This window comes from Actinacidiphila sp. bgisy160, assembly GCF_965342435.1.
GTDB lineage: Bacteria > Actinomycetota > Actinomycetes > Streptomycetales > Streptomycetaceae > Actinacidiphila.
In genome coordinates this window covers 1-14173 of record NZ_CBDRCM010000062.1, presented here as the reverse complement: position 1 = coordinate 14173, position 14173 = coordinate 1, and the positions used below count along the sequence as shown (strand labels likewise).

13 protein-coding genes are annotated in these 14173 nt (G+C 70.1%); 2 read left to right on the top strand and 11 right to left on the bottom strand.

The genetic code is table 11. The annotated features are described in order from the left end of the window. Positions 1-45: 45 nt before the first annotated feature. The 11 genes from ACRWNP_RS31885 to uvrA form a co-directional block, all read right to left on the bottom strand. Positions 46-381, bottom strand: a complete 336-nt coding sequence (locus ACRWNP_RS31885) for an RNA polymerase-binding protein RbpA (RefSeq protein ID WP_361803309.1) — start codon at positions 379-381, stop codon at positions 46-48. 162 nt (positions 382-543) lie between these two features. Further along, complete coding sequence (gene secG, locus ACRWNP_RS31880; RefSeq protein ID WP_018557252.1) at positions 544-780, bottom strand: preprotein translocase subunit SecG; 237 nt, start codon at positions 778-780, stop codon at positions 544-546. 118 nt (positions 781-898) lie between these two features. Beyond that, positions 899-1675 (bottom strand): triose-phosphate isomerase, encoded by a 777-nt coding sequence (gene tpiA, locus ACRWNP_RS31875; RefSeq protein ID WP_431967553.1) that lies wholly within the window; start codon positions 1673-1675, stop codon positions 899-901. A gap of 4 nt (positions 1676-1679) precedes the next feature. Then, positions 1680-2891 (bottom strand): phosphoglycerate kinase, encoded by a 1212-nt coding sequence (locus ACRWNP_RS31870; RefSeq protein ID WP_431967551.1) that lies wholly within the window; start codon positions 2889-2891, stop codon positions 1680-1682. Between the two features lie 129 nt (positions 2892-3020). Beyond that, a complete protein-coding gene (gap, locus tag ACRWNP_RS31865; protein ID WP_431967549.1) occupies positions 3021-4025 on the bottom strand; it encodes a type I glyceraldehyde-3-phosphate dehydrogenase in 1005 nt (334 codons plus the stop codon). A gap of 173 nt (positions 4026-4198) precedes the next feature. Further along, entirely contained in the window at positions 4199-5176 is a 978-nt protein-coding gene (whiA, locus tag ACRWNP_RS31860) for a DNA-binding protein WhiA (RefSeq protein WP_319136625.1), read from the bottom strand. Continuing rightward, complete coding sequence (locus ACRWNP_RS31855; RefSeq protein WP_431967547.1) at positions 5167-6174, bottom strand: gluconeogenesis factor YvcK family protein; 1008 nt, start codon at positions 6172-6174, stop codon at positions 5167-5169. Before ACRWNP_RS31855 ends, whiA begins: the two co-directional genes overlap by 10 nt. Next, complete coding sequence (rapZ, locus tag ACRWNP_RS31850; RefSeq protein ID WP_431967545.1) at positions 6171-7094, bottom strand: RNase adapter RapZ; 924 nt, start codon at positions 7092-7094, stop codon at positions 6171-6173. The genes ACRWNP_RS31855 and rapZ overlap by 4 nt, the downstream gene beginning before the upstream one ends. A 28-nt stretch (positions 7095-7122) precedes the next feature. Then, positions 7123-9150 carry an excinuclease ABC subunit UvrC gene (uvrC, locus tag ACRWNP_RS31845; RefSeq protein ID WP_431967543.1) on the bottom strand — a complete coding sequence of 676 codons (2028 nt, stop codon included), beginning with the start codon at positions 9148-9150 and terminating at the stop codon, positions 7123-7125. A gap of 39 nt (positions 9151-9189) precedes the next feature. Further along, positions 9190-9609, bottom strand: coding sequence for a Rieske (2Fe-2S) protein (locus ACRWNP_RS31840; RefSeq protein WP_431967541.1), 420 nt, complete (start codon positions 9607-9609; stop codon positions 9190-9192). 74 nt (positions 9610-9683) lie between these two features. Further along, positions 9684-12599, bottom strand: coding sequence for an excinuclease ABC subunit UvrA (gene uvrA, locus ACRWNP_RS31835; RefSeq protein WP_431967539.1), 2916 nt, complete (start codon positions 12597-12599; stop codon positions 9684-9686). A gap of 209 nt (positions 12600-12808) precedes the next feature. On the opposite strand from uvrA, the gene ACRWNP_RS31830 reads away from it, so the two are divergent. Beyond that, complete coding sequence (locus ACRWNP_RS31830; protein WP_431967537.1) at positions 12809-13540, top strand: maleylpyruvate isomerase family mycothiol-dependent enzyme; 732 nt, start codon at positions 12809-12811, stop codon at positions 13538-13540. Positions 13541-13544: 4 nt separating this feature from the next. After that, positions 13545-14173: MBL fold metallo-hydrolase (locus tag ACRWNP_RS31825; protein ID WP_431967535.1), on the top strand; the 629-nt coding region annotated here is incomplete at its 3' end.

The following is a 14173-nucleotide window of genomic DNA, read 5'->3' as shown; positions in this document are numbered from 1 at the left end:
GGTCTTCCTCGCGGGCCGGGCCCGTGGAGCTTCTGCCGGGACGGCTCAGATCTCGCCGCGCAGCTTGGCGAGCGCCTCGGCGAGGATCGCCTCGCCGTCGGCCGCGCTGCGCCGTTCCCGCACGTACGCCAGGTGCGTCTTGTACGGCTCGGTGCGCGGTGGCGCCGGGGGGTTCTCCTCGTCCTGTCCGGCCGGGAAGCCGCAGCGCGGGCAGTCCCAGGTCTCCGGGATCTGCGCGTCGCTCGCGAAACTCGGCCGGGTCTCGTGCCCGTTGGAGCACCAGAAGGAGATGCGCAGCCGCGGCGCGGACTCGCCCCGCTCGGCCTCTCCCATCGGCCCCGCCCCGACCCGACTGCCACGGATCGCGTTGCCACTTGCCACGGTCGTAACTCCCTGCGTGATGGTGCTGCGAGGTCGCCCAGTTTACGGAGACCGGTTCACCCCCGCGCCTGCGGGGAAAGGGCACCGTATCCCATGACGCGCTCCCATGATAAGCCGCGCCGGCGACGAGGCGTCAGTTCTCCCCGGAAGCCGGGGACTCGGTCACTTCTGGAACTTCAGCAGAAGGCCGAGAGCGACGATGCAGGCAAACCACAGCAAACCGATGACAACCGTGATCCGGTCGAGGTTGCGTTCGGCCACCGAGGAACCGCCGACGGACGACTGCATGCCGCCGCCGAACATGTCGGACAGACCGCCGCCCTTGCCCTTGTGCATCAGCACGAGCAGCAACAGCAGCAGGCTGAAGATGATGAGGGCGATGGAGAACCCGATGACCACAGCTGGACCAACTCTCTCGGTGACCTAGGACGACGCGGGGGCCGGGCCGCTGCCGCGCAGCGCTCCGACCCCCGACAGAGTACTTCGGGCAGGGCCCGACAGCCTACTGCCGCGAAACTTACTGGTCGCGGAAGCGGATGATCCTGACGAACTCCTCCGAGTCCAGCGCCGCGCCGCCGACCAGGGCGCCGTCCACGTCCGGCTGCGCCATGATCGCCGCGATGTTGCCGGCCTTGACCGAGCCGCCGTACTGGATGCGGATCGCGTCGGCCACCTCCTGGCCGTACAGCTCGGCCAGACGACCGCGGATCGCCCCGCAGACCTCCTGGGCGTCCTCGGGAGTGGCGACCTCGCCGGTGCCGATGGCCCACACCGGCTCGTAGGCGATGACCAGGGTCCCGGCCTGCTCGGCCGGAATGTCCTTCAGCGCGCCGTCGACCTGGGCGAGGGTGAACGCCACCTGCTCGCCGGACTTGCGGACGTCCAGACCCTCGCCGACGCAGACGATCGGCGTCAGCTCGTGCCGGAACGCCGCCTTGACCTTGGCGTTCACCTGCTCGTCGGTCTCATGGTGGTACTGGCGGCGCTCCGAGTGGCCGATGACCACGTACGAGCACTTCAGCTTGGCCAGCATCGCGCCGGAGATCTCACCGGTGTAGGCGCCGGAGTCGTGCGCCGACAGGTCCTGGGCGCCGTACTTGATCTTCAGCTTGTCGGCCTCGATCAGGGTCTGCACACCCCGTAGGTCGGTGAAGGGCGGCAGCACGACGGCCTCGACGGCGTCGAGGTCCTTGTCGTTGAGCGCGAAGGCGAGCTTCTGGACGTGGGCGATGGCCTCGAGGTGGTTGAGGTTCATCTTCCAGTTGCCCGCCATGATCGGCGTGCGCGTGGTCATCGGATCAGTCCTCCAGTGCGGCGAGGCCGGGGAGCGTCTTGCCCTCGAGGTATTCGAGGCTCGCGCCACCACCGGTCGAGATGTGGCCGAAAGCGGTCTCGTCGAAGCCCAGGATGCGGACGGCCGCGGCCGAGTCGCCGCCGCCGACCACGGTGAACGCTGGACTGTCGATGAGCGCCTGGGCGACCGCGCGGGTGCCCTCGGCGTAGTCGGGGTGCTCGAAGACGCCCATCGGGCCGTTCCAGAAGACGGTGGCCGCGTCGGCGAGCTTCGAGGCGAAGAGCTTGCGGGACTCCGGACCGATGTCCAGGCCCATCAGGTCGCCGGGGAAGGCGTCGACGGGCACGGTCACGGGGTTGCCGGCGACCGGGTTCTTCAGGTCCGGGAAGGACGGCGCGGCGACGACGTCCACGGGCAGCACGAACTCCACGCCCTTGGCCTTCGCGCGCTCCAGGTACTCGGTGACCGCGGGGAGCTGGTCCTCCTGCAGCAGGCTGCTGCCCACCTCGTGGCCTTGGGCCTTGAGGAAGGTGTAGACCATGCCGCCACCGATCAGGATCCGGTCGGCGCGCTCCAGCAGGTGGTCGATGACCCCCAGCTTGTCGGAGACCTTGGCGCCGCCCAGCACCACCGCGTACGGACGGGACACCTCCTCGGTGAGCTTCCTCAGCACCGCGACCTCGGTGGCGATCAGCAGGCCGGCGGCGTGCGGCAGCCGGGCTGGAAGGTCGTAGACGGAGGCGTGCTTGCGGTGCACCGCGCCGAAGCCGTCACCGACGTACAGCTCGGCCAGCGCGGCCAGCTGCTCGGCGAAGGCACCGCGCTCGGCGTCGTCCTTGCTGGTCTCGCCCGGGTTGAAGCGCAGGTTCTCCAGCAGCGCCACCGAGCCGTCGGCGAGGGCGGCCACCGTCGCGCGGGCGCTCTCGCCGACCGTGTCGGCTGCGAAGGCAACCTGCGTGCCGAGGAGTTCGCCCAGGCGCGCCGCGACGGGAGCGAGCGAGAACTGCGGGTCGGGCGCACCCTTGGGGCGACCCAGGTGGGAGGCGACGATCACCTTGGCGCCGGCCGCGGCCAGCTTGGCGATGGTCGGCACGACGGCGCGGATGCGGCCGTCGTCGGTGATGGTGGTGCCGGACAGCGGCACGTTGAGGTCGGCGCGCACGAACACGCGCTTGCCACCGACCCCCTCGTCGACGAGTTCGTCGATCGTCTTCATGGTGGAGGCTCCCCTGCCTTGGTCCTGACGGGTCGGATCGCTCGCACCGCCACGTCATGGGACAGGGCCCGGACGACAGCACGTCGTTCGGACCCTGTCCTCATCGCATGACGGGTGGTCGAGCGGGTGTCAGAGCTGGCCGCCGACGAAGACGGTCAGGTCGACGAGACGGTTGGAGTAGCCCCACTCGTTGTCGTACCAGCCGATGACCTTGACCTGCTTGCCCTGCGCCATCGTCAGCGAGGAGTCGAAGGTGCAGGAGGCCGGCCAGTTGACGATGTCCGAGGAGACGATCGGGTCCTCGGTGTACTCCAGGATGCCCTTGAGCTGGCCCTCGGAGGCCTTCTGGAAGGCGGCGTTGACCTCGTCCTTGGTGACCTCGCGCTCGAGCTCGATGACCAGGTCGGTCACGGAGCCGGTCGGGACCGGGACGCGCATGGCGATGCCGTCCAGCTTGCCCTTCAGCTGCGGCAGCACCAGGGCGGTCGCCTTCGCGGCACCCGTCGAGGTCGGGATGATGTTCTCCGCGGCGGCACGAGCGCGGCGCAGGTCCTTGTGCGGGAAGTCCAGGATGCGCTGGTCGTTGGTGTACGCGTGCACGGTGGTCATCAGACCCTTGACGATGCCGAAGTTCTCGTCGAGGACCTTGGCCATCGGCGCCACGCAGTTGGTGGTGCAGGACGCGTTGGAGATGATGTTGTGCTTCGCGGGGTCGTACTTCTCGTTGTTGACGCCCATCACGATGGTGATGTCCTCGTCCGAGGCCGGCGCCGAGATGATGACCTTCTTGGCGCCGCCGTCGAGGTGCTTCTTGGCGTCGGCGGCCTTGGTGAAGATGCCGGTGGACTCGATCACGATGTCGACCCCGAGCTCGCCCCACGGGATGTCGGCGGGGTTGCGCTCGGACAGCACCTTGATGGTGTGGCCGTCGACGGTGATGGAGTCGGCGGTGTGCGAGACCTCGGCCTTGAGGCGGCCCAGGATCGTGTCGTACTTGAGCAGGTGGGCGGTGGTCGCCGTGTCACCCAGGTCGTTGACAGCCACGATCTCGATGTCCGCACCCTGGTCCAGGGCGGCACGGAAGAAGTTGCGACCGATGCGACCAAAGCCGTTGATGCCTACGCGGATCGTCACGAACCGATCTCCTCGCTGGTGTGCCGGAGGCCATTTCGCTCCGGCTGCGACGTATTGGGATGTCCCCGACCAAGGACGACCCTACCTCCCCGGGCACCCGCCGGTGACATCGGCGCCACGGGTGCCCGCCGTACGGACCGGTAACCGGACGGGGCGGGCAGGCCGCGACGGGCTCAGCCCACCATCTCCTCGGTCAGGTTGGACTCGGTGCCCGGGATGCCGAGGTCCGAGGCGCGCTTGTCGGCCATCGCCAGCAGTCGCCGGATCCGGCCCGCCACCGCGTCCTTGGTGAGCGGCGGTTCGGCGAGCGAGCCGAGCTCCTCCAGCGAGGCCTGCTTGTGGTCCATGCGCAGCCGGCCGGCCGCCGCGAGGTGCTCGGGCACGTCGTCGCCGAGGATCTCCAGCGCCCGCTGCACGCGCGCGCCCGCGGCGACCGCGGCGCGGGCCGAGCGGCGCAGGTTGGCGTCGTCGAAGTTGGCGAGCCGGTTGGCGGTGGCGCGCACCTCGCGCCGCATCCGCCGCTCCTCCCACGCCAGCACGGACTCGTGCGCGCCGAGCCGCGTCAACAGCGCGCCGATGGCGTCACCGTCACGGACGACCACCCGGTCGACGTTGCGGACCTCGCGCGCCTTGGCGGCGATCTGCAGCCGGCGGGCGGCACCGACCAGGGCAAGGGCCGCCTCGGGGCCGGGGCAGGTGACCTCCAGGGACGAGGAACGGCCCGGCTCGGTCAGCGAGCCGTGGGCCAGGAACGCCCCGCGCCAGGCGGCCTCGGCGTCGCAGGTGGCCCCGGAGACGACCTGCGGGGGCAGGCCCCGGATGGGGCGGCCGCGGCCGTCCACGAGCCCGGTCTGGCGGGCCAGCTGGTCACCGCCGGCGACCACCCGCACCACGTACCGGCTGCCGCGGCGCAGCCCGCCGGGCGCCATGACCACCAGGTCGGAGGAGTGCCCGAAGATCTCCAGGATGTCCTTGCGCAGCCTCCGCGCGGCGATACCGGTGTCCAGCTCCGCCTCGATCACGATGCGCCCGCTGACCAGGTGGAGTCCGCCCGCGAACCTCAGGATCGCCGAGACCTCCGCCTTGCGGCAGCAGGTCCGGGTGACGGGAAGCCGGGAGATCTCGTCCTTCACCGCTGCCGTCATCGCCATGGGCCGATCCTTCCATGCATACGAAAAATCCGGTCGAACGCGGCCGCCAGCAGTTCCGGATCGTGCCGCGGCCCGTCGGGGGCGGCGATCCGGGCCAGCTCCACCGTGCCCGACAAACGCTCGGCTGCCTGTATGAGGCTGTCGCGGTCGAGTACGGCGGCCTCGTCGGCCAGCACCACGTCGATGGTGAGTTTAGGGGCGTGTCGGGCCAAAACCTCCAAGTGACGCTGCGGAGAAAAGCCCTCGGTCTCACCCGGTTGCGGTGCGAGGTTGAGCGCGAGCACCTTGCGGGCCCGGGTCTCCATGAGCGCGGCCACCAGATCGGGCACCAGCAGGTGGGGCATCACGGAGGAGAACCAGGAACCCGGGCCGAGCACCACCCAGTCCGCGTCGAGCACGGACTGCACCGCCTCGGGGACGGCCGGCGGGTCGTGCGGCACCAGTTGCACCTCCTGCACCTCACCGGGGGTGAGGGCGACGGTGGCCTGGCCGTGCACGGTCGTGACCTCGTCCGGCTTCGCCGGGTCGTGGCCTCGTACCAGGGCGGTGAGCTCCAGCGGCACAGCGGACATGGGCAGCACCCTGCCGTGGGCGCCGAGCAGCCGGCCCACCCACTCCAGGGCCGCCACGGGGTCGCCGAGCTGCTCCCACAGGGCCACGATCAGCAGGTTGCCCACGGCGTGGCCGTGCAGTTCGCCCTGGCTGACGAAGCGGTGCTGGACGACCTGGGACCAGGTGCGGCCCCACTCGTCGTCCCCGCACAGCGCGGCCAGCGCCTTGCGCAGATCTCCGGGCGGCAGCACCCCCATCTCCTGACGCAGGCGGCCGCTGGAGCCGCCGTCGTCGGCGACCGTGACCACCGCGGTCAGGTCCTGGGTGATGCGGCGCAAGGCGGACAGGGAGGCGGACAGTCCATGCCCGCCTCCCAATGCCACGACCTTGGGCGTGGCCCCACTGCGCCCTGCCGACCGGCGCAAGCGCCGAGTCGTCCTGATCACTCGCGCCCCATGTCCCGGTGGACGACCACCGTCTCCACTCCGTCGGCGGACAGTCGCGCGGCGAGACGCTCGGACATGGCGACGCTGCGGTGCTTGCCACCGGTGCAGCCGACCGCGATGGTCACATAGCGCTTGCCCTCGCGGCGGTAGCCGGCGTTGACGATGTGCAGCAACTCCGCGTAGCGGTCCAGGAACTCCTTGGCGCCGGGCTGGTTGAAGACGTAGGTGGCGACCTCGTCGTTGAGACCGGTGTACGGGCGCAGCTCCGGCACCCAGTGCGGGTTGGGCAGGAAACGGCAGTCGGCGACCAGGTCGGCGTCGACGGGAAGGCCGTACTTGAAGCCGAAGGACATGACGGTGGCCCGCAGCTCCGGCTCCTCCTCGCCGGCGAACTGAGCGTCCATCTTGGCCCGCAGCTCGTGGACGTTGAGGCTGGAGGTGTCGATCACCAGGTCGGCGTCCCCGCGCAGCTCGCTCAGCAGCTCCCGCTCCTTGGCGATGCCGTCGACGATGCGTCCGTCGCCCTGCAGCGGGTGCGGGCGGCGCACCGACTCGAAGCGGCGCACCAGCGTCTCGTCCGAGGCCTCGAGGAAGAGCACCCGGCGCTTGACGCCCTTGGAGTCCAGGTCCGCGAGGGACTCGCGGAGGTTGTCGAAGAAGCGCCGGCCGCGGACGTCCACGACCACGGCGATCCGTGCCACGTTGCCCTGGGAGCGGGCTCCGAGGTCGACCATGGTGGGGATGAGGGCCGGCGGCAGGTTGTCCACGACGAACCAGCCGAGGTCCTCCAGGCACTTGGCCGCGTGGCTGCGGCCGGCACCCGACATGCCCGAGATGATCACGAGTTCGGGGATGGCCTCGGCCGCCTCGCCCGCTCCTCCGGTCGTCACCTGTTCTCCGTCTCCGTCGTTCGCGTTCATGAGTCGTGCCCCCGTTCCGTGGGGACGGTCACCGGACCGGCCGTCCCTCTTCCTCAATGATCTCTCCTGTGGCGGTGTTCACCGCCGGTCCGGCCGGGGCGGCCCCGGCCAGCGCGGCGAGCACGGCCTCGGCGGTGCGCCGGCCGACCCCGGGGACCTCGCAGATCTGCTCGACCGTCGCCACCCGCAGCCGCTTGAGCGAGCCGAAGTGCTTCAGCAGCGCCTGCCGGCGGCTCTCGCCGAGGCCCGGCACCGAGTCCAGGGCACCGGCCTTCATCGACTTGGAACGCTTGTTGCGCTGGTAGGCGATGGCGAAGCGGTGGGCCTCGTCACGGACCCGCTGCAGCAGGTACAGGCCCTCGCTGGTGCGCGGGAGGATCACCGGGTCGTCCTCGCCGGGCAGCCAGACCTCCTCCAGGCGCTTGGCCAGGCCGCACACGGCCACGTCCTCCACGCCGAGCTCGTCCAGGGCCCGCCGGGCGGCGGCGACCTGCGGCTGCCCGCCGTCGACGACGACCAGTTGCGGCGGGTAGGCGAACTTGCGCGGCCTGCCCGTGTCCGGGTCGATGGGACCGCCGGCGACCTCGCCGCCGTTCCCCTCGCCGCCGTTCCCCTTGCCGCCGTCGCCGTCCCCGTCGACCCACTCGCCGGTCTTCTGCTTCTCCAGCAGGTAGCGGCGGAAGCGCCGGGAGACCACCTCGTGCATCGACCGGACGTCGTCCTGGCCGGCGAAGCTCTTGATCTGGAAGCGGCGGTACTCGCTCTTGCGGGCCAGCCCGTCCTCGAAGACCACCATCGAGGCCACGACGTCGTCGCCCTGGAGGTGGGAGATGTCGAAGCACTCGATGCGCAGCGGGGCCGAGTCCAGGTCCAGCGCCTCGGCGATCTCCTCCAGTGCGCGTGAGCGCGTGGTGAGGTCGGAGGCGCGCCTGGTCTTGTGCAGCGCCAATGCCTGCTGGGCGTTGCGCTGCACGGTGGCCATCAGGTCCTTCTTGTCACCGCGCTGCGGTATCCGCAGGCTGACCTGGGAGCCTCGGCGCCCGGTGAGCCACTGCTGCACCGGCTCGTACGGCTCGGGCAGCGCGGGCACCAGCACCTCCTTGGGCACCCCTTCGCCCCGCTCGTCGCCGTACAGCTGCTGCAGGGCGTGCTCGACCAGCTCGGCGGTGCCGACCTCCTCGACCCGGTCGGTGACCCAGCCGCGCTGACCGCGCACCCGGCCGCCGCGGACGTGGAAGATCTGGACGGCGGCCTCCAGCTCGTCCTCGGCGACGGCGATCAGGTCGGCGTCGGTGGCGTCGGCGAGGACGACCGCGTTCTTCTCCATGGCTCGCTTGAGCGCCTCGATGTCGTCGCGGAGCCGGGCCGCCTTCTCGTACTCCATCGCGGCCGCCGCGTCCCTCATCTGCTGCTCCAGGCGGCGCAGGTAGGTGCCGGTACGGCCGGCCATGAAGTCGCAGAACTCCTCGGCCAGTTCGCGGTGCTCCCCGGCGCTGACCCGGCCGACGCAGGGGGCCGAGCACTTGCCGATGTAGCCCAGCAGGCAGGGGCGGCCGATCTGCGCGGAGCGCTTGAACACCCCGGAGGAGCAGGTGCGTACGGGGAAGACCCGCAGCAGCAGGTCCACGGTCTCGCGGATCGCCCAGGCGTGCGCGTAAGGGCCGAAGTAGCGCACGCCCTTGCGCTTGGGGCCGCGCATCACCTGGACGCGGGGGAACTCCTCGTTCAGGGTGACGGCGAGCGAGGGGTAGCTCTTGTCGTCCCGGTACTTCACGTTGAAGCGCGGGTCGAACTCCTTGATCCAGGAGTACTCCAGCTGCAGCGCCTCGACCTCGGTGGTCACCACCGTCCATTCCACGGAGGCGGCGGTGGTGACCATCGTGCGGGTGCGCTGGTGCAGGTTCGCGAGGTCCTGGAAGTACGAGGAGAGCCGCTGGCGCAGGCTCTTCGCCTTCCCGACGTAGATCACCCGGCCGTGCTGGTCCCGGAACTTGTACACCCCGGGAGAGTCCGGAATCTGTCCCGGCTTGGGGCGGTAGCTGGAGGGATCGGCCATGCCCCCACCCTACTGATTGACGGTGACATTCCCGCCGTGTCAGCCCCCTGTCACGGCGACGAGCCTGCCGCCCTTGACCTGGACGTCGACCTTGCTCAGCGGCTTGGTCGCCGGGCCCTGGCGGACGGCGCCGGTGGCGGCGTCGAACACGCTGCCGTGGCAGGGGCAGGACAGGGCGGTGTCCTCCACCTTGTCGCAGGTGCAGCCCTGGTGGGTGCACACGGCGCTGAAGGCCTGGTAGCTGCCCTGCGTGGGCTGTGCGACGACGATCCTGGCCTCGCGGTAGAGCTTGGCGCCGCCGACCGGGACCTCGGTGGCCGCGCCCAGTTCGACGGGGCCGTCGGAGACCGCGGCGCCGGAGCCACCGCAGGCGGTGAGGCCGACCCCGGCCACGCCCGCAAGGGCCGCGCCCTTCAGGACGGTACGACGGCAGGGGGGCAGTTCGGTGACGTCAGCCATGGGGGACTCCGCTTCGGCACGTAAGGAAAGAGCTTGAAACCTGCACCTTACGTGCCGAAACTCTGAGCCGGCTGTCAGGCCTTCGCCGCCGCCCGCTTCCGCGGGGCCGCCCGCTTCTTCGCCGGGACGGGCGGGGCGTCGGAGACCCGCTCGGCGCCCAGGATGTCCCTGAGGAACTTGCCGGTGTGGCTCGCGCCCACCCCCGCGACCTGCTCGGGGGTGCCCTCGGCGATCACCAGACCGCCGCCGCTGCCGCCCTCGGGGCCCATGTCGATGACCCAGTCCGCCGTCTTGATCACATCGAGGTTGTGCTCGATGACGATCACGGAGTTGCCCTTCTCGACCAGTCCGGAGAGCACCTTGATCAGCTTGCTGATGTCCTCGAAGTGCAGACCCGTCGTCGGCTCGTCCAGCACGTAGACCGTGCGGCCGGTGGAGCGCTTCTGCAGCTCGGAGGCGAGCTTCACGCGCTGCGCCTCGCCACCGGACAGGGTCGTGGCGGACTGGCCCAGCCGCACGTAGCCCAGCCCGACCTCGGTCAGGGTGCGCAGGTGCCGTGAGATCGTCGGGACGGCCTCGAAGAACTCCAGCGCCTCGGAGATCGGCATGTCCAGGACCTCGGCGATGGACTTGCCCTTGTAGTGGACCTCCAGGGTCTCCCGGTTGTACCGGGCACCGTGGCAGACCTCGCACGGCACATAGACGTCCGGGAGGAAGTTCATCTCGATCTTGATGGTGCCGTCGCCGGAGCAGTTCTCGCAGCGGCCGCCCTTGACGTTGAAGGAGAAGCGGCCCGGCAGGTAGCCGCGCACCTTCGCCTCCATCGTCTCCGCGAAGAGCTTGCGGACGTGGTCGAAGACCCCGGTGTACGTGGCCGGGTTGGACCGCGGGGTGCGGCCGATCGGCGACTGGTCGACGTGGACCACCTTGTCGACCAGGTCGTCCCCGGCGACCCGGGTGTGCCGACCCGGGACGCCCCTGGCGCCGTTCAGCTCACGGGCCAGATGGGTGTAGAGGATGTCGTTGACCAGGGTGGACTTTCCGGACCCGGAGACCCCGGTGACCGCCGTGAAGACGCCCAGCGGGAAGGACACGTCGATGTCCCGCAGATTGTTCTCCCGGGCGCCGTGCACGGTCAGCCGGCGCTCGCCGTTGACCGGGCGGCGCATCTCCGGGATCGGGATCTGGCGCTTGCCCGCCAGATACTGGCCGGTCAGCGACTCCTTGTTCCGCAGCAGTTCCTTGAGTGAACCGCTGTGCACCACCTTGCCGCCGTGCTCGCCGGCGCCCGGACCGATGTCCACGACCCAGTCGGAGGTCTTGATGGTGTCCTCGTCGTGCTCCACCACGATCAGGGTGTTGCCGAGGTCGCGCAGCCGCACCAGGGTCTCGATGAGCCGGTGGTTGTCGCGCTGGTGGAGGCCGATCGACGGCTCGTCCAGCACATAGAGCACACCCACCAGACCCGAACCGATCTGCGTGGCCAGCCGGATGCGCTGGGCCTCACCGCCGGAGAGGGTGCCGGCCGCCCGGTTGAGCGAGAGGTAGTCCAGGCCGACGTCGACCAGGAAGCGCAGCCGCTCGTTGACCTCCTTGAGCACCCGCTCGGCGATGGTCCTCTCGCGCGCGCTCAGCTTCATGCCACGCAGGAACTCCGCGCAGTCGCTGATGGACATCGCGGCGACCTCGGCGATGGACTTCCCCTGGACGGTGACCGCCAGCACGATCGGCTTGAGGCGGGTGCCCTCACAGGTGGGGCAGGGCACCTCGCGCATGTATCCCTCGAAGCGCTCGCGGCTGGAGTCACTCTCGGACTCCGCGTGCCGGCGCCGGACGAAGGGGATCGCGCCCTCGAAGGAGGTGGTGTAGGAGCGCTCGCGCCCGTAGCGGTTGCGGTAGCGCACCGCGATCTGCGTCTTGTGACCGTTGAGCAGGGCCTTCTTCGCGCGCTGCGGCAGCCCGGCCCAGGGGATGTCGGTACGGAAGCCCAGCTCGTCGGCGAGCGCGCCGATCAGGCGCTGGAAGTAGTCCCGGGTGTGACCGAGCGACCAGGGGGCGATGGCGCCCTCGTCGAGGGACTTGTCCTCGTCGGGGACGATGAGCTCCGGGTCGACCTCCATGCGGGTGCCGATGCCGGTGCACTCCGGGCAGGCGCCGAAGGGCGAGTTGAAGGAGAAGGAGCGTGGCTCCAGCTCTTCGAAGGACAGGTCGTCGTACGGGCAGTAGAGGTGCTCGGAGAACATCCGCTCACGCTGCGGGTCGTCCTCGGGCAGGTCGACGAAGTCCAGGATCACCATGCCGCCGGAGAGGCCCAGGGCTGTCTCGACCGAGTCGGTCAGCCGGCGCTTGGCGCTCTCCTTGACGGTGAGGCGGTCGATCACCACCTCAATGGTGTGCTTCTCCTGCTTCTTCAGCTTCGGCGGGTCGGTCAGCTGGACGGTCGCGCCGTCCACCCGGGCCCGGCTGTAGCCCTTGGTCTGCAGGTCTGAGAAGAGGTCCACGAACTCGCCCTTGCGCTCGCGCACCAGCGGCGAGAGCACCTGGAAGCGGGTGCCCTCCTCCAGCTCCAGCACCCGGTCCACGATCGCCTGGGGCGACTGCCGGGAGATGGGCCGGCCGCACTCGGGGCAGTGCGGCTTGCCGATGCGCGCGAAGAGCAGACGGAGGTAGTCGTAGACCTCGGTGATCGTCCCGACCGTCGAGCGCGGGTTGCGCGAGGTGGACTTCTGGTCGATCGAGACCGCGGGCGACAGGCCCTCGATGAAGTCGACGTCCGGCTTGTCCATCTGGCCGAGGAACTGCCGTGCGTAGGAGGAGAGCGACTCCACGTAACGGCGCTGGCCCTCGGCGAAGATCGTGTCGAACGCCAAGGAGGACTTGCCCGACCCCGAGAGGCCGGTGAACACGATGAGCGAGTCCCGTGGCAGGTCGAGCGAGACGTTCTTCAGATTGTGCTCGCGAGCGCCACGGACGGTGAGACGATCGGCCACGCCAGTGCGCACCTTTCAAAAGGCAGACAAGGGGACAGCACCCCCAGACAGCGTAAACGGGGCGCCGACGAGTTTTCTTCCGGTTGCGATGACAGCGAGCCTATAGCACGCACATTCGATTTCCGGCATCGGTGCGGCAGCTTCACCCGAATGAGTGTCCCGCGCTAGCGTCTGCGTGGCGACGTCGACCGGTCCGACCAGGAGGCCCCGTGTCTGTCCAACGACCCGACCCCGACCACGATGCGGCCGAGCTCCGAGAGGCCACCGAACGACTGATCGACACGGTGGCCGCCATGCCCCCCGCGTGCGTCGCCGAGCCGTCACGGCTGCCCGGCTGGACCCGCGGCCACGTGCTGGCCCACCTGGCGCGCAACGCCGACTCCCTGGTGAACCTGATGACCTGGGCGCGCACCGGTGAGGAGACCCCGCAGTACGAGAGCACCGACAGCCGGAACAAGGACATCGAGGAAGGCGCCGGCCGCACGCTCGCCGAGCACCTGGACGACCTTCGCGTCTCGGCGGACCGGCTGGCGCTGGCCATCGAGGAGCTCCCGGCCCAGAACTGGGCCGCGCAGGTCGTCATGCGCTCCGGCCGGGTGATCGCCGCCGCGGAGATCCCGTACCTCCGGCTCATGGAGATCTACTTCCACCACGTCGACCTCGGCCTGGAGTACACCTGCGCGCACCTCCCCGAGGACTTCGCGACCCGGGAACTCGGCGCCATCATCGACGACCTGGCGGGCCACGAGGGCGTCGCCGCCGTGCGCATCCACGACACCGACAGCGGCGAGAAGTGGGTGATCGGTGCCGCCAACGAGCCCGAACTCACCGTCGCCGGGCCCCGCCACGCCCTGCTCGCCTGGGTCAGCGGCCGCTCCGAGGGCGAGGGACTGACCGCCCGGCCCGACGTGCCCCTGCCGGTGCTGCCGCCACTAGGCTGACGCCATGACGTACAGCGGCGAGGTCACGGTCGGGGGCGCGCCCGACGTGCACGAACTCAAGGACCTCATCATCACCAAGGTCGCGGTCGGCCCCATGGACAACAACGCGTACGTGCTGCGCTGCCGCGCCACCGACGAGCAACTGCTCATCGACGCGGCGAACGACGCGCACACACTCCTGAAGGTCGTCGGCAACGACGGTCTCGCGTCCGTGGTCACCACGCACCGGCACGCCGACCACTGGCAGGCGCTGCAGGCCGTGCTCGACGCGACCGGCGCGCGCACCTACGCGGGCCGCCACGACGCCGAGGGGATCCCCGTCCCCACCGACGTGCCGGTCGGGGACGGTGACCGGATCCGGGTCGGCCAGGTCGAACTGACCGCCCGGCACCTGGTCGGTCACACGCCGGGCAGCATCGTCCTGATCTACGACGACCCCCACGGGCACCCGCACGTCTTCACCGGGGACTGCCTGTTCCCCGGCGGCGTGGGCAACACGCACAACAACCCGGACCACTTCTCGAGCCTCTTCGAGGGGGTCAAGGCCAAGCTCTTCGACCGGCTCCCGGACGAGACCTGGGTCTACCCCGGTCACGGCAAGGACACCACGCTCGGCGACGAGCGCCCGCACCT

Coding starts and splice junctions, on each gene's coding strand:
- ACRWNP_RS31840 (WP_431967541.1), bottom strand. CDS start 9,609: ATGGCTGACGTCACCGAACTGCCCCCCTGCCGTCGTACCGTCCTGAAG.
- ACRWNP_RS31870 (WP_431967551.1), bottom strand. CDS start 2,891: ATGAAGACGATCGACGAACTCGTCGACGAGGGGGTCGGTGGCAAGCGC.
- rapZ (WP_431967545.1), bottom strand. CDS start 7,094: ATGAACGCGAACGACGGAGACGGAGAACAGGTGACGACCGGAGGAGCG.
- tpiA (WP_431967553.1), bottom strand. CDS start 1,675: ATGACCACGCGCACGCCGATCATGGCGGGCAACTGGAAGATGAACCTC.
- whiA (WP_319136625.1), bottom strand. CDS start 5,176: ATGGCGATGACGGCAGCGGTGAAGGACGAGATCTCCCGGCTTCCCGTC.
- uvrC (WP_431967543.1), bottom strand. CDS start 9,150: ATGGCCGATCCCTCCAGCTACCGCCCCAAGCCGGGACAGATTCCGGAC.